The sequence below is a fragment of the Streptomyces sp. NPDC048504 genome, from assembly GCF_043200035.1.
Taxonomy (GTDB): Bacteria; Actinomycetota; Actinomycetes; order Streptomycetales; family Streptomycetaceae; genus Streptomyces.
On record NZ_JBICXA010000009.1, the window covers coordinates 288,450 to 304,029 of the forward strand.

A 15,580-nucleotide genomic window follows, 5' to 3' on the forward strand; every position below is an offset into this window, starting at 1 on the left:
AGGCCGCGCCCCACGTCCAGGGGCGCGGCCTCGTCGTGGAGACGTCGTGCGTCAGAGCTTGACGATCATCTTGCCGGTGTTCTCCCCGCGCAGCTGGCCGAGGAACGCCTCCAGGTTGTTCTCGATGCCCTCGACGACCGTCTCGCGGTACTTGAGCTCTCCGGAGGCCACCCACGCGCCGACCTCCTGGACGAACTGCGGCTGCAGGTCGTAGTGGTCGCCGACGAGGAAGCCCTCGATGCGGCCGCGGGTCTGGATGAGGCGGCCGAGGTTCTTCGGGCCGGGGGTGGGCTCGGTGTTGTTGTAGACCGAGATCATGCCGCAGATCGCGATGCGGCCGCGCTCGTTCAGGGCGCCGATCGCCGCTTCGAGGTGGTCGCCGCCGACGTTGTCGAAGTAGACGTCGACGCCGTCCGGGGCGGCCTCGCGGAGCTGCTTGGCGACCGGGCCGTTCTTGTAGTTGAAGGCCGCGTCGAAGCCGTACTCCTCGACGAGGAGCTTGACCTTCTCGTCGGAACCGGCGGAGCCGATGACCCGGGAGGCGCCCTTGAGCTTGGCGATCTGGCCGACCTGGCTGCCGACGGCACCCGCGGCGCCGGAGACGAAGACCGAGTCGCCCTCCTTGAAGGACGCGGTGCGCAGCAGACCGGCGTAGGCGGTGAGGCCGGTCATGCCGAGGACGCCGAGGTAGGTGGAGAGCGGGGCGAGGTCGGGGTCGACCTTGACGGCACCCTTGGCGTCGATGGTCGCGTACTCGCGCCAGCCGCCGAAGTGCAGGACGTGGTCGCCGGCCGCGAAGCCCTCGGCGTTCGACTCGACGATCTCGCCGACCGCGCCGCCCTGCATGACCTTGCCCAGCTCGAAGGGGGCCGTGTACGACTTGGCGGCGCTCATCCGGCCGCGCATGTACGGGTCGACCGACAGGTACTTGTTCCGCACCAGCACCTGGCCCTCGGCCGGGGCCCGGGTCTCGGTCTCCACCAGGGCGAAGTCCTCGGGCTTCGGCCAGCCGACCGGACGGCTGAGCAGGTGCCATTCGCGGTTGATCATCACAAGCGCCTTTCGTAGTGCAGGGTGACTCGCATACTGCCAAATACTTCAGTACCTGAAACAACAATGCCCCTGAATATTTCATGATGTCAAGTAACCGGGTACGCTTGAGTCCATGGCCACACCCGAAAAGACGCGTCGCTCCGACCCCGTGACCATGGAGGTCGTCGAGCTGATCGGCGATGTCGTGGCGCGGTTCTACCAGGACTACGAGGAGGCCGCGGGCGACCACAAGCTGACCGGGGCGCAGGCCAGGCTGCTCAGCCTGCTGTCCCTGGAGCCGCTGCCGATGCGCAAGCTGGCGCGCAAGCTGAAGTGCGAGCCGTCGAACGTCACGGGGATCGTGGACCGGCTGGAGACGCGCGGCCTGGTGGAGCGCCGCCCCGACCCCGCCGACCGCCGAGTGAAGCTGGCGGCGGCCACGGAGGAGGGGCGCCGGGTGGCCCGTAGCCTGCGCGAGTCCCTACGGTTCGCCCGTGAGCCGCTGGCCGGGCTGTCGGACGAGGAGCGGCTGGCGTTGCGGGGGTTGCTGCGGCGGATGCTGGGGGTCTGAGCGCTACGGCCGGATGCCGTTGATCTGAGCCGGGCGGCTCAGCAGCACCGCTCAGACCTCAGGAACACCACCACAGGATCTGCTTGCAGGTCTCCGAGGGCGACGGTGTCGGGCTCGGGTCCGAGGACGACGGTTCCGAGGACGGGGTGGTGCTCGGGTCCGTCGAGGAGGTCGACGCGGGGGACGTGGCGCCGCCGCCGGTGTCCGTCGTGGGGGTCAGCGACGCCTTGGGGTCCTTCGTCTCCTTCGCGGACTTCGAAGGCGACGCGGACGGTGATGCCGACGCGTCCGGGGAGGCCGTACCCGCGCTGGTTCCGACGGTCTTCGTGACGTCCAGGGGCTCGGCCGTCTGGCTGGCCTCCGCGTCCGCCCCGCCCTCCGCGGACGCGTCCGGCGCCGCGGACTTCTGGGTCGAGAACGGCGCGTCCGTGCCCAGCTCCGCCAGACTCAGGCCGCCCGCCGCCAGTACGAAACCGGCCGTTACGAGGAGCACCCGGCGCCGCCGCCGGCGGTGTGCCGCGGCCTTGCGATCGCGACGGCTCGCACCCGCCGTATCCGGGCTCTCGGGTTCGCCGTCGTCGTCCCCGACCATGGCGAGGGCGCTCTCGCCCCGGCCCCGCCCGCGACTCTTCCGCCGCGCGGCGCGCCCTTGGGGCTCGGCGCCCTCGTCGTACGGGCTCTCGGCGTCGCCGTCGAAGTCGCCGCTGTCGCCGCCGATCCGCCCGCGGCTCTTCCGCCGCGCGGCGCGGCCCTGGGGCTCGCCCTCCTGGTCGTCTTCCGCATGCCCGTCGCCGGGTACGCCCGTGTCCTCGCGCGGGGCGCCGTCCGTTTGTGAACGCATGTCAACTGCGCGCGCGTGGGAGCGAGTTGACTCGACCGGGGCTTCGACTGGTGCGCCGCACCCCGGGCACGCGAGGGCGCCGTTCAGGTGCCGGCCGCAGGGGTGGCAGTAGTCCATGACGCGGGAAGACTAAGTTCCTCACAGGTAACGTTCCTAGGCGCGCCTGTGAAAGTTGTGTGGGGACGCGGCGGGAAACGCCAAGAACCGACACGAACCGGCGCCGCCGATCGGTACGCCGATCGCGTCCCTTGCCGAAACCGTTACGTGTTCGACCCATTGACACCCCCGCCCCGCCGTCCTTACTGTCTGCCCAGCATTTCGAACGTGAGTCGAAATTTCGAACAGCACTGAAGAGCACAGGGGGCATCTGCCGTGCGCATCACGGGAATCAGTACGCACGTGGTCGGGACGCCATGGCGCAATCTGACGTACGTCCAAGTGCACACCGACGAGGGCGTCACCGGCGTCGGCGAGACCCGGATGCTGGGCCACACCGACGCGCTGATCGGTTACCTGCGCGAGGCCGAGGCAAACCACATTCTCGGTTCCGACCCCTTCGCCGTGGAAGACCTCGTACGCCGGATGAAGTACGGCGACTACGGGCGCGCGGGTGAAATCGTCATGTCCGGCATCGCCGTGATCGAGATGGCGTGCTGGGACATCAAGGGCAAGGCCCTCGGCGTGCCTGTGTGGCAGCTGCTCGGCGGCAAGGTCACCGACAAGGTGAAGGCGTACGCGAACGGCTGGTACACCACCGAGCGGACCCCGGAGGCCTATCACAAGGCCGCCCAGGGGGTCATGGAGCGCGGCTACAAGGCCCTGAAGATCGACCCCTTCGGCACCGGGCACTTCGAACTCGACCACGAGCAGACCCTGTACGCGGTCTCCCTCATCGAGGCCGTGCGGGACGCGATCGGTCCGGACGCCGAGCTGATGCTGGAGATGCACGGCCGGTTCTCGCCCTCCACCGCCGTACGGCTCGCGCACGAACTCGCGCCGTTCAAGCCCGCGTGGCTGGAGGAGCCGGTCCCGCCGGAGAACCTGAAGGCGCTGGAGAAGGTCGCCGCGAAGGTGGACATGCCGATCGCGACGGGTGAGCGCATCCACGACCGGATCGAGTTCCGCGAGCTGTTCGAGAGCCAGGCCGTCGACATCATCCAGCCCGACGTCGGTCACATCGGCGGCATCTGGGAGACGCGCAAGCTCGCCGCGACCGCCGAGGCGCACTACGTCCTCGTCGCCCCGCACAACGTGGGCGGCCCGGTCCTGACCGCCGCCTCGCTCCAAGTCGGCTTCTCCTCGCCGAACTTCAAGATCCTGGAGCACTTCAACGACTTCGCGGACGCCGACATCAAGAAGGTCGTCAAGGGCGCCCCGCAGGTCATCGACGGCTACTTCCACCTCTCGGACGCGCCCGGTCTCGGCGTCGAGCTGGACACCGACGCGGCGGCCGAATTCCCGCAGCAGCAGGCGCGGTTCGACCTGTGGGCGGACGGCTGGGAGCAGCGCAAGCCGAAGGGTTCGAAGTGAGCACCGCGGTCGTCATCGAGGCACCGGGCGAGCACCGGCTGGCCTCGCACGAGCCGCGGCAGCCGGACGCGGGCGAGGCGCTGGTGCGCGTCCACGCGGTCGGCATCTGCGGCAGCGACCGCGAGGTGTACCAGGGCAACAGGCCCGAGGGATACGTCCGTTACCCCCTCACCCCGGGCCACGAGTGGTCCGGCACGGTGGAGGCGGTCGGCGCGGGTGTGCCCGCGACTCTCGTGGGCCGCAAGGTGGTTGGCGAGGGCTTCCGCAACTGCCAGGTCTGCGACCGCTGTCACGCGGGCGAGACGACCCTGTGCACGGCGGGCTACGAGGAGACCGGCTTCACCCAGCCCGGCGCGATGGCCACCACCCTCACGCTGCCCGCCCGGCTCCTCCATGTCCTCCCGGACGAGGCCGACTTGACGGCGGCGGCGCTGCTGGAACCGGCGGCCTGCATCGCGGCCGCCGCGCTCAAGGCCAACGCGCGGCCGGGTGAGCGGGTCGCGGTGGTCGGCACCGGCACGCTCGGGATGTTCGCGGTGCAGTTCCTGAAGGCGGGCTCGCCGACCGAGTTGCTCGTGGTGGGTTCACGCCCGGACCGGGCGGCCCTCTCCGAGCAGTTCGGCGCCACGGACTTCCGTACGAAGAACGAGCCCCTCCCGGACGACTTCGACGTGGTGATCGAGACCGCCGGCTCCGCGGACGCGGCCCGCACCGCCGCCTCCCTGCTCCGGCGCGGCGGACGCCTGGTCCTCACCGGTATCCCCGCGCCGGGCGCCGAGGGTCTCGACCCGACCGATCTCGTCGTACGGCAGCTGGAGGTGCACACCGTCTTCGGGGCACCGCCGGACGCCTGGGCGCACACGGTCCGGGTCTTCGGGGCGGGCTTGCTCGATCCACTCCCCCTGGTCACCCATGAGCTGCCGCTCGCCGAGTTCCCGCAGGCCATCGAGCTGGTGGGGTCCGGTGATCCCAAGGTCGGCAAGGTGCTGCTGCGGCCGTAGGGAACCCCAGCCGTACGTCGGCACGGGGTGACCTGACCACCCCGTGCCGGCGTACCACCAGAGCCTTTCCGTACCCCGAGCCGCGAACCTCGTCCGAAATACCGAACGCGAAGGACAGCAAGTGACCGACACCGCCACGGCAGCCCGCAGGCCCGGGGAGCAGGCCCTCTCCGCGCTCGGCCTGGGCGCGCCCGCCCTGGACCCCGCCGACGCTTCCATCCACACCTTCCCGGACGGCGGTCGCTGGCGCACCGAGATCCCCTCGTGCGAGGGGCCCGAGGCACTGGCGGTCGTCCTCAAGGAGTCCTCGCGCCTGGACGTGCCGATCCACCGGATCAGCCAGGGCAGCGGTGTCTGGATGCTGACCGACTCCGAGATCACCGAGATGGTCGAGGCCACCGCCGAACGCGACATCGAGCTCTGCCTGTTCACCGGCCCGCGCGGGACGTGGGACATCGGCGGCTCGGTCCGTTCCGACTCGCGCGGCGGGGGTCTGCGTGCCCGGGGCCACGACGCGGTCGCCGGGTGCATCGAAGACGCCGTCCGCGCGACGGAGTTGGGCGTCAAGTGCCTGCTCGTCGCCGACGAGGGTGTGCTGTGGACGTTGCACCGGGCGCGGGTGGCCGGGATCATCCCGGCCGACACGACGCTCAAGGTCTCGGCGCTGATCGGTCCGGTCAACCCGGCGGCGTACGCGGTGTACGAACGCCTGGGCGCGGACTCGCTCAACGTGCCCAGCGATCTGACGCTGGATCACCTGACCGAGATCCGGCGGGTGTCGGCGGCTCCGATGGACATGTACATCGAGGCGCCGGACGACCTCGGTGGCTACATCCGGATGTACGAGGTCGCCGAACTGATCCGCCGGGGCGCTCCGCTCTACCTCAAGTTCGGCCTCTCCAAGGCCCCCGGCATCTACCCGTGGGGCACCCACCTGCGCGACGTCACCCTCGACACCGCGCGCGAGCGGGTCCGTCGGGGCCGCCTCGCCCTCGACCTCCTCGCGAGGCACGACGCGGACGGGGACATGGCTCCGCTGGGCTCCAGGTTGCCGGGTTCCCTCAACCGTTTCCCGACCGAGAGTGCCACTGACTGACCGACGGGGGCTGCAGGCCGCTGTGGCGGGGGGGGGGGGGGGGGGCCGCCCCCCCCCCCCCCCCCGCCCCGCCCCCCCCCCCCCCCCCCCCCCCCCCCCCCCCCCCCCCCCCCCCCCCCCCCCCCCCCCCCCCCCCCCCCACCGGGCCCGCACCACACAACACAACCGCACCATCCCACATCCCGAATCACCCCACGCACTCGCTGCACTCTCAACGACGAGAAGAATGAGGCCAGTTCACATGCGCATCCGCAGAAGCCGCGCCCTCCCCCTGATAGCCGGCGCCGCCACCCTCGCGCTGACCCTGTCCGCATGCGGGCAGAGCGGTTCGGGCGGCAGCAAGGAGAAGGAGAGCAGCGCCAAGGGCGGCACGATCGGCATCGCGATGCCGACGAAGTCCTCCGCGCGCTGGATCTCCGACGGCAACAACATGGTCAAGGACCTCAAGACCAAGGGCTACAAGACCAAGCTGGTCTACGGCGAGGACGACCCGGACACCCAGGTCTCGCAGATCGAGAACATGATCACCCAGGGCGTCAAGGGCCTGATCATCGCGGCCATCGACAACAAGTCCCTGAACAACGTGCTCCAGGAAGCCGCGGCCGCGAAGATCCCGGTCATCGCCTACGACCGCCTCATCCTCGGCACCAAGAACGTCGACTACTACGCCTCGTTCGACAACACCAAGGTCGGTGTCCTCCAGGCCACTTACATCGTCAAGAAGCTCGGTCTGGACGCCGGCAAGAAGGGCCCGTTCAACATCGAGCTGTTCGCCGGCTCGAACGACGACAACAACACCAAGTACTTCTTCAACGGCGCGATGAGCGTGCTCCAGCCGTACATCGACCAGAAGGTACTGGTCGTCAAGTCCGGGCAGACCGCGCTGAACAAGGTCACGACCCTGCGCTGGGACGGCACCAAGGCGCAGAACCGCATGGAGGACATCCTCACCGGCTCCTACAAGAGCGGCCGGGTCGACGCGGTGCTGTCGCCCTACGACGGCATCTCCATCGGCATCCTGTCCGCGCTGAAGTCGGACGGCTACGGCTCGTCCAGCAAGCCGCTCCCGGTCATCACCGGCCAGGACGCCGAGCTGGCCTCGGTGAAGTCGATCATCGCCGGCGAGCAGACGCAGACCGTCTACAAGGACACCCGTGAGCTCGCGAAGGTCGCGGACACCATGATCGACGACGTCCTCAACAAGAAGACGCCGCAGACCAACGACACCAAGACCTACGACAACGGCACCAAGGTCGTCCCCGCCTACCTGCTGCAGCCGGTGAGCGTCGACAAGACGAACTACGAGGACGTGCTGGTCAAGGGCGGGTACTACACGGACGCTCAACTCAAGTAAGTCCGCTGCCAGTTACCCGACCCCACACTTGATTGGTAGGCACGACCATGGCGGGACCCGTCCTGGAAATGCGCTCGATCGTCAAGACCTTTCCCGGTGTCAAAGCGCTGTCGGACGTCACGCTGACGGTCCGTCAGGGCGAGGTCCACGCCATCTGCGGTGAGAACGGCGCCGGGAAGTCCACCTTGATGAAGGTGCTCTCCGGCGTCCATCCGCACGGCAGTTACGAGGGCGACATCCTCTTCGAAGGAGAGGAGTGCCGCTTCCGCGACATCCGGGCGAGCGAGCAGCGCGGCATCGTGATCATCCACCAGGAGCTGGCGCTGGTGCCGTTCCTGTCCATCGCGGAGAACATCTTCCTCGGCAACGAGCACGCCTCGCGCGGGCTCATCAACTGGAACGAGACACTGCGGCACGGCACCGAACTGCTGCGCCGGGTGGGTCTCAGCGACCACCCGGAGACCCGCGTCGCCGACATCGGCGTGGGAAAGCAGCAGCTCGTGGAGATCGCGAAGGCGCTGTCGAAGAAGGTGAAACTGCTCATCCTGGATGAGCCGACGGCGGCCCTGAACGACGAGGACAGCGGCAAACTCCTCGATCTCATCCTGGAGTTGAAGAAGCAGGGCATCACCTGCATCATCATTTCGCACAAGCTGAACGAGATCCGCAAGGTCGCCGACTCGGTGACGATCCTGCGCGACGGCCGCTCCATCGAGACCCTCGACGTGAAGGCGCCGGAGACGACCGAGGAGCGGATCATCTCCGGCATGGTCGGCCGCGACCTCGACCACCGCTTCCCCGAACGCACCCCGCACGAGGGGAAGGCGGAGGCGGCGCCCGCTCTGGAGATCCGCGGCTGGACGGTGTTCCACCCGATCGACCAGCAGCGCAAGGTAGTTGACGATGTGTCAATAAATGTGCGCAGGGGCGAGATCGTCGGCATCGCCGGACTCATGGGCGCCGGCCGCACCGAACTCGCGATGAGCGTCTTCGGGCGCTCCTACGGCCGCTACGCCGGCGGCACAATCCTCAAGGACGGCCAGGAGATCCGCACCAAGTCCGTCGCGGAGGCGGTCGGACACGGCATCGCCTATGTCACCGAGGACCGCAAGCACTACGGCCTCAACCTCATCGACACGATCAACCGGAACATCTCGCTGGCCGCCCTGAACAAGGTCTCCCAGCGCGGAGTCGTCGACGAGCAGGAGGAGCGGCAGGTCGCCGAGCGGTTCCGCAAGTCGATGAACATCAAGGCCCCGACGGTCTTCGAGCCGGTCGGCAAGCTGTCCGGCGGCAACCAGCAGAAGGTCGTCCTCAGCAAGTGGATCTTCGCGGGTCCCGAGGTGCTGATCCTTGACGAGCCCACGCGAGGCATCGACGTGGGCGCCAAGTACGAGATCTACACGGTCATCGACCAACTCGCCGCCGAGGGCAAGGCGGTGGTCTTCATCTCCTCCGAACTGCCGGAGCTGCTCGGCATGTGCGACCGCATCTACACGATGGCGGCGGGCCGGCTGACCGGAGAGGTGCCCCGGGCCGAGGCCACGCAGGAAGTGCTGATGCGCCAGATGACGAAGGACAAAGAGGTAACGCGATGAGCACGGACGTGACCGCCAAGAGCCCGGCCCCCGCGCCGCCGGGCGGAAGCGGATCGGCCGCGGGCGGCGGCCTGTTGCAGCTGATACTCGGCGGCCTGCGCCGCAACATGCGGCAGTACGGCATGCTGATCGCCCTCGGTCTGATCGTGATCCTCTTCGAGGTCTGGACCGGCGGGGACCTGCTGCTGCCGCGCAACGTCTCCAACCTGGTGCTGCAGAACAGCTACATCCTGATCCTCGCGATCGGCATGATGATGGTCATCATCGCCGGGCACATCGACCTGTCGGTCGGTTCACTGACGGCGTTCGTGGGCGCCTTCGCGGCCGTCCTGATGGTCAATCACCAGGTGCCGTGGCCCGTCGCGTTGGTGCTGTGCCTGCTGATGGGCGCGGTCGCGGGGTCCGTACAAGGGCTGTTGATCGCCTACGCGGGCATACCGTCCTTCATCGTCACCCTCGCCGGGATGCTGCTCTTCCGCGGCCTCACCGAGATCCTCCTCCAGGGCCAGACCCTCGGCCCCTTCCCCAACGGCCTGCAGAAGATCGGCAACGGCTTCCTGCCCGCGGTCGGCCCGAACACCAACTACCACAACATCACCCTGCTGTTGGGCTTCGTGATGATCGCCGCGGTGGTGTGGCAGGAGGTGCGCGACCGGCGCCGGCAGCAGGAGTTCTCGCTCGACGTGCCGCCCACGAAGCTGTTCCTGCTCAAGCTCGTCGCGATCGTCGCCGCGATCCTCTGGCTCACCCTGCTGCTCGCCAGCTACGACGGTGCGCCGATCATCCTGATCATCCTCGGTGTCCTGGTGGCCGGTTACGGCTACGTGATGCGCAACACCGTCTTCGGCCGCCACATCTACGCGATCGGCGGCAATCTGCCGGCCGCGAAGCTGTCCGGCGTCAAGGACAAGCGCGTCACCTTCCAGGTGTTCCTGAACATGGGCGTGCTCGCGGCCCTGGCGGGTCTGGTGGTCACCTCCCGCCTCAACGCGGCCTCGCCGAAGGCGGGCGACGGCTTCGAACTGGAGGCCATCGCCTCCTCGTTCATCGGTGGCGCGTCCATGAGCGGCGGTGTCGGCACCATCCTCGGCGCCATCATCGGCGGTCTCGTCCTCGGCGTGCTGAACAACGGCATGAACCTCCTCAGCGTCGGCACCGACTGGCAACAGGTCATCAAGGGCCTCGCCCTGCTGACCGCGGTCGGCTTCGATGTGTGGAACAAGCGCAAGTCCGGTTCGTAAGGGTAGCTCCGCTGGTCGATCGGGATTGGCTGCGGGTCCGTTGTGGCTGGTCGCGCAGTTCCCCGCGCCCCTTGGGCGCGGGGACCAGTGGAGCCCCCTTCAACGCACAAGGGAGCCGCTCAATGGAACTGAACAGACGCACGGTCATTGCAGGCGCGGCAGCCGCAGGCATCGCCGCGAGCACACTCGGCACAGGTACGGCGCAGGCGGCCTCGGGAGGCAGAAAGCCCGTGAAGGAACTCTTCGGCACCCTCGCCGACGGGAGCAAGGTCTACCGCTGGTCGCTGGAGAACGGCGGCACCCGGCTCAAGGTCCTGTCGTGGGGCGGAGTCGTCCAGTCCCTGGAACTCCCGGACCGGCACGGCAAGTACGCCAACGTGTCCCTGGGCTTCGACAACATCGCCGACTACGTGGCGAAGACCCCGTACTTCGGCGCGCTCATCGGCCGCTACGGCAACCGCATCGCCAAGGGCCAGTTCACCCTGGACGGCAAGAGCTACCAGCTCTCCGTCAACGACGGGGTCAACAGCCTGCACGGCGGCACCCAGGGCTTCGACAAGCACATCTGGGACGTCGAGGGCTTCACCTCCGGCTCCGACGTCGGCCTGCACCTCTACTACACCAGCGTCGACGGCGAGATGGGCTACCCCGGCACCCTCAAGGTGAAGGTGACGTACACGCTCAACAAGCACGGCGACTGGCGCATCGACTACGAGGCCACCACCGACAAGCCGACCGTGGTCAACCTGACGAACCACACGTACTGGAACCTCGCCGGCGAGGGCAGTGGCACGATCGAGCACCACGAGCTCACGATCCCCGCCTCCCGCTACACGCCGACCGACTCGGGGCTGATCCCCACGGGCGAACTGGCCAAGGTCTCCGGCACCCCCTTCGACTTCCGCAAGGCCAAGCCGATCGGCCGCGACATCCGGGCCGGCCACGTCCAGCAGGTGCAGGCCAAGGGCTTCGACCACAACTGGGTCCTCGACAAGGGCATCACCGCGAAGCCCGAGCACGTCGCGACCCTGCACGACCCGCACTCCGGCCGCACCCTGAAGATCGCCACCGACCAGCCGGGGCTGCAGTTCTACACCGGCAACTTCCTCGACGGCACCCTGACCGGCACCGGCGGCCACACCTACCGCCAGGGCGACGCGCTGTGCCTGGAGACCCAGCACTTCCCGGACTCGCCGAACCACGCGAGCTTCCCGTCGACGGTGCTGCGGCCTGGTCAGACGTACAGGACGTCGACGATCCACACGTTCAGCTCCTGAAGGCTCACAGCTGACGCGTAGTTCGGACCCGGGGTTCCCGAACACACACCATTTTCACATCCGTTGAACAGCGCCACACCCGTCTCCGTATTCATGGGTGGCCCGTGCTCCCCCGCGCGGGCCACCCAAGACGACGGGCCCGGTCGTCCCCGCCGGGCCCGCCTTCATACGGAGGTTCCATTGGCCGACTCCAACGTCACCTCGCTGTTCCGCAGTACGGCGGCGCACAGCCCGTCGATGGCAGCGCTGGCGCGTGAGAGCGACGGCACCGGCCCCGTGGACTTCTGTATTCCGTGCAACCCGTACTTCCCCACCCCCGCCATGTTCGACGAGATGGCGGCCCGGTTGCGCGAGATCATCACGTACTACCCGAGCAGCGCCGACACGATCACGGCCGAGCTCTGCACCCTGCTCCAACTCCCGCCGAGCTGCGTGGCGATGGGCAACGGTTCCACCGAACTGATCACCTGGATCGACCACTTGATGGTCCGCGAGTCCCTCGCCATCCCCGTCCCCACGTTCGGCCGCTGGACCGACCAGCCCATGGAGACCGGCAAGCGGGTCGACATGTTCCCGCTCCAGGAGTCCAGCGGCTTCGCCCTCGACCTCACGCAGTACGCCGAGTTCATCCGCAAGCGCAACACCAAGGTCGCGGTCATCTGCAACCCGAACAACCCCGACGGCGGCTTCATCCACAAGCAGGCCCTCGTCCAGTTCATGGACGCGATGGCCGACCTCGACCTCATCATCATCGACGAGTCCTTCCTGGAGTTCGCGGACGCCGAGGTCGAACCGAGCGTCGTACAAGAGGCCATGCTCCGCCCCAACGTGGTCGTCCTGCGCAGCCTCGGCAAGAACTTCGGCCTGCACGGCATACGGTTCGGCTACCTCGTCGCGAACCCCGCCCTGGCCGGCCGCATACGCTCGATGCTCCCCAAGTGGAACCTCAACGCCTTTGCCGAGCATGTGGTGTTCATCCTCAAGGAGCACGGCGCGGAGTACGCGCAGAGCCTCCAGCAGGTGCGCCGCGACCGGCTCGACATGGCGAGCCATCTCTCCGCACTGCCCGGCCTGACGGTGTACCCGTCGCAGGGAAACTTCCTCTTCGTACGCCTCCCCGTCGGCGCCGAAGGCACGGTGGTCCGGGACCGGATGCTCACCGAGCACCGCATCCTGGTCCGTGAGTGCGGCAACAAGATCGGTTCGTCCAGCCGCTTCCTGCGGCTCGTGGTGCGCCCCCAGACGGACGTGCGTCGCCTGGTGTCCGGCATGGAACAGGTGCTCTACGGGACCAGGAGGGGAGCCGCCGTACCCGAGCTGGGTACAGGGACCAACTACAGCTCGGGTACGGCGGCCGTGGACCGCCTGGTCGGCGCGACGAACGGGGCCGGGATGCAGAATCTCGCCGCGCAGGCCCTCGGTACGGGTACGTCGGGCATGCGGATGCCGATGCCGGCGGTGGCGCAGATGCAGCCGCAGCCGGTGCCCATGCAGGTGCCTCAGCCGCAGCCTGTTCCTCAGCCCCAACAGCCGCAGCCCCAGCCGCAGTTCCAGCCGATGGTGGCCGCGGCGCAGGTTCAGCAGATGCCGATGACCGCTATGGCGGACCAGCAGTCGAACGGGGTTGGCATGCCGATGCAGATGCCACAACAGGCACCCCAGCAAATGCCCCAACAGCCCTACGGCGTACCCGCGCCCGCCCCCGCGCCGGCACCGATGCCGCAGGGGCCGACCCCGACCGGTGTGCCCGCGCGTAATGGGCTCACCGCGGCGCAGGTTCGGGGCGCTACCAGTCCCAACGGGATGCAGAACCTCGCGCCGGCGCCTGCTACCGGGTGGCCCAATGCGCAGAGCTGGCCCAATGCCGCGGGGATGGGGCAGGCGGGTTAGGGGTTCATCGCCGGGTGCCTGCTCGGTGTTTCGAGTCAGCGGTGGTCGACGTAGGCGACGAGTCCGCCGACGGTCAGGCCCAGCGCGCATCCGCGGCGGAAGGCCTCGTAGCGCATGCCCGGGGTGTGCTGGGCGTCGGTCATCGCACACGACGTAGCCGTGACGCAGGGCGGCGGCCTCCCACTCGGGGTCGTGCGGGACCCAGGTCCGGGAGTAGATCTCACCGTCGGGCGTCCGCAGTTCCAGCCGGGAGTAGGTGTCTCCGTAGCACTGCGCCAGTTTTGGCTGTTCATCGGGTATCTCGTGCAGCTCCCATCCGGGGATCCAGGGCAGTTCACTGAAGACCTCGGGCGGTAGGCGCCTCATGCCGCACAGGATCCGTCCGAGGTCGTCGACCTCTTCGAACTGATACCGGCTCATCTCCTTCAGCCCTCCGGTTGGTTGCCGTTCCGCGTCCGCGAAGCAGACGGAACGCGTGTTTAGGGAGTTGCCCTCACAGCGCTGATGAGTGACGCGCCCAGCGGTAGAAGGTGACTCGCCTGTACCTCGAAGCCTGCCTTCTCCAGTAGGCGTCGGTAATGGTCCTCGTCGCGTTCTTGGCCGCCTACGTTGCACAGCATGTGGACGTCCCATGCGACCGCCGTCGGGGTGGGCAACAGGCGTTCCACCACCAGGAGTTGAGTACCCGGGCGCATTGCCTCCGCGCAGCGGCCGAGGATCGTGAGGCAGCGCTCGTCGTCCCAGTCGTGGAGGACTCGGGAGAGGAGGTAGACGTCTGCGCCCTCCGGTACGGAGCGGGTGAAGTCGCCGGCTACGAAGGAACAGCGTTCGGTGAGTTGGGTGCGGGCGGCTACCAGGGCGCCGGGGCGTTCGTACAGGACGCCCTCCAGGTGGGGGTGGGCCCGGAGCAACCGGCCCAGCAGCGCGCCGTTCCCGCCGCCCACGTCCACCACTCGCCGTGCCTTCGAGAAGTCGATCAGCGTGGGAACCGGGGTGAACATTTCCGCGCTGGCCGCCATCGCACGGTGGAACAGGCTTCCCAGTTGGGGGTGTTGGGCGAAGTACGGGAAGTGGTGTTGGCCGTTGCGGTGGGCGAAGGCTTCCTCGCCGGTGCGTACGGAGTGGGTCAGGCCCGCGAAGGAGTCGTAGAACGGGCCCGCGTAGAGCCGGGCCAGGGGGTTCAGGGAGAACTCCGTTGCCGTGCGCAGGGGTTGGCCTGCCGCCGTGAGGTGATAGGTGTCGTTCGATGCCGTCAGCAGGCCCAGCGTCGTCAGGTAGCGGAGCAGGCGGCGCAGCGCGTCCGGGTGCGTCGAGGTGAGGGTTGCCAGGCGTTCTGCCGGCATGCCGGGGTGGTCCGCCAAGTGGTCCGCGATGTTCAACTCGGCCATCGTTGCGACCGCTTGGGTGGCCCAGGCTCCGGTCATCACGGTGAGCAGGGTTGTTGTCGGGTCGGGGAGTGGGTCGTGGCGGCCGGGGAGGCGGAGTTCGAAGCGGCGGTGGGTGGTGGTGCGGTGGTAGAGGACGGTGACGTTCTCGTGGCCGTTGTAGCCGCCGCCGTCGGGAACCGCGCCGCCCCGCTCCTGGAGGAGGAGTCGCAGGCCCGCGGGGACCACCGGGCCGGGGGTCGTGACCGCGAAGGCGTGGTGGGACTCGTGTTCCGCCTCGCGTTCGTCGGCCGCCACCGCCTCCAGTACCGAGTCGGGGGGTACGGGGAGCGCGAAGATCTCCACGCTGCGGGTGCCGGCCGTCACGTGCACGATGCTCACCGGGATGTCGGCGAGTTCCGGGCCGTAGCGGCGGGTCAGGCGGTCGCGGACCACGACGCTCGGGGTGACCGGGCCCGGTTCGTGGCCCAGGCGGCGGAGTTCCTCGCAGAGGCCGTCCAAGGAGTCCGGGAAGACCAGGACGGCTGTGTGGTCGAAGACCAAGTGGCGTGCTACGTCAGCCCGTTCGGCCGGCGTGAGGGCCGGGAGGAGTTCGGCGAGGACCTGGTCCGTGTCGTGGGTCTCGACGTAGGCCGCCGCGCGCTGGATGCGTGCTGCGTCGGCTGCGGCGAGGCGTGCCTGTACGACGGGGAGGTTCATGAAGGGGTTCCCGGTGGATCGTGGGGACGGGAGACGAGCGAGCGGGAGACGAGCGAGCGGGAGAC

The 15,580-nt window shown here is 68.5% G+C and carries 12 protein-coding genes; 9 read left to right on the forward strand and 3 right to left on the reverse strand.

Annotated features, from left to right (window positions below):
• Positions 1-51: 51 nt before the first annotated feature.
• Positions 52-1,050 carry an NADP-dependent oxidoreductase gene (locus ACGFY9_RS24000; RefSeq protein WP_393757179.1) on the reverse strand — a complete coding sequence of 333 codons (999 nt, stop codon included), beginning with the start codon at positions 1,048-1,050 and terminating at the stop codon, positions 52-54.
• Between the two features lie 115 nt (positions 1,051-1,165).
• On the opposite strand from ACGFY9_RS24000, the gene ACGFY9_RS24005 reads away from it, so the two are divergent.
• A complete protein-coding gene (locus ACGFY9_RS24005) occupies positions 1,166-1,603 on the forward strand; it encodes a MarR family winged helix-turn-helix transcriptional regulator (RefSeq protein ID WP_393757181.1) in 438 nt (145 codons plus the stop codon).
• A gap of 58 nt (positions 1,604-1,661) precedes the next feature.
• On the opposite strand, the gene ACGFY9_RS24010 is transcribed toward ACGFY9_RS24005, so the two are convergent.
• Positions 1,662-2,444: a hypothetical protein gene (locus tag ACGFY9_RS24010; RefSeq protein ID WP_393757183.1), complete on the reverse strand. Its 783-nt coding sequence runs from the start codon at positions 2,442-2,444 to the stop codon at positions 1,662-1,664.
• A 372-nt stretch (positions 2,445-2,816) separates the two neighbouring features.
• Between ACGFY9_RS24010 and ACGFY9_RS24015 the strand changes: the two genes are divergently transcribed.
• The 8 genes from ACGFY9_RS24015 (at position 2,817) to ACGFY9_RS24050 (ending at position 13,431) form a co-directional block, all read left to right on the forward strand.
• On the forward strand, positions 2,817-3,974 hold the full coding sequence (locus tag ACGFY9_RS24015) for a mandelate racemase/muconate lactonizing enzyme family protein (protein ID WP_390159239.1): 1,158 nt from the start codon (positions 2,817-2,819) through the stop codon (positions 3,972-3,974).
• Positions 3,971-4,975, forward strand: a complete 1,005-nt coding sequence (locus tag ACGFY9_RS24020; protein WP_393757185.1) for a zinc-binding dehydrogenase — start codon at positions 3,971-3,973, stop codon at positions 4,973-4,975. Before ACGFY9_RS24015 ends, ACGFY9_RS24020 begins: the two co-directional genes overlap by 4 nt.
• A 121-nt stretch (positions 4,976-5,096) precedes the next feature.
• The gene (locus ACGFY9_RS24025; protein ID WP_393757187.1) at positions 5,097-6,071 is read left to right on the forward strand and encodes a hypothetical protein; all 975 of its coding nucleotides are present in this window, start codon (positions 5,097-5,099) and stop codon (positions 6,069-6,071) included.
• Positions 6,072-6,312: 241 nt separating this feature from the next.
• The gene (gene chvE / locus ACGFY9_RS24030) at positions 6,313-7,425 is read left to right on the forward strand and encodes a multiple monosaccharide ABC transporter substrate-binding protein (protein ID WP_393757189.1); all 1,113 of its coding nucleotides are present in this window, start codon (positions 6,313-6,315) and stop codon (positions 7,423-7,425) included.
• Between the two features lie 47 nt (positions 7,426-7,472).
• The gene (gene mmsA / locus ACGFY9_RS24035) at positions 7,473-9,023 is read left to right on the forward strand and encodes a multiple monosaccharide ABC transporter ATP-binding protein (RefSeq protein ID WP_393757191.1); all 1,551 of its coding nucleotides are present in this window, start codon (positions 7,473-7,475) and stop codon (positions 9,021-9,023) included.
• Positions 9,020-10,264 (forward strand): multiple monosaccharide ABC transporter permease, encoded by a 1,245-nt coding sequence (gene mmsB, locus ACGFY9_RS24040; RefSeq protein WP_393757193.1) that lies wholly within the window; start codon positions 9,020-9,022, stop codon positions 10,262-10,264. Before mmsA ends, mmsB begins: the two co-directional genes overlap by 4 nt.
• Before the next feature lie 122 nt (positions 10,265-10,386).
• Positions 10,387-11,541, forward strand: a complete 1,155-nt coding sequence (locus tag ACGFY9_RS24045) for an aldose epimerase family protein (RefSeq protein WP_393757195.1) — start codon at positions 10,387-10,389, stop codon at positions 11,539-11,541.
• Between the two features lie 180 nt (positions 11,542-11,721).
• Positions 11,722-13,431 (forward strand): pyridoxal phosphate-dependent aminotransferase, encoded by a 1,710-nt coding sequence (locus ACGFY9_RS24050; RefSeq protein ID WP_393757197.1) that lies wholly within the window; start codon positions 11,722-11,724, stop codon positions 13,429-13,431.
• A 479-nt stretch (positions 13,432-13,910) separates the two neighbouring features.
• Here ACGFY9_RS24050 and ACGFY9_RS24055 read toward each other — a convergent pair whose 3' ends face one another.
• Positions 13,911-15,515, reverse strand: coding sequence for a methyltransferase (locus ACGFY9_RS24055; RefSeq protein WP_393757199.1), 1,605 nt, complete (start codon positions 15,513-15,515; stop codon positions 13,911-13,913).
• Positions 15,516-15,580: the final 65 nt, after the last annotated feature.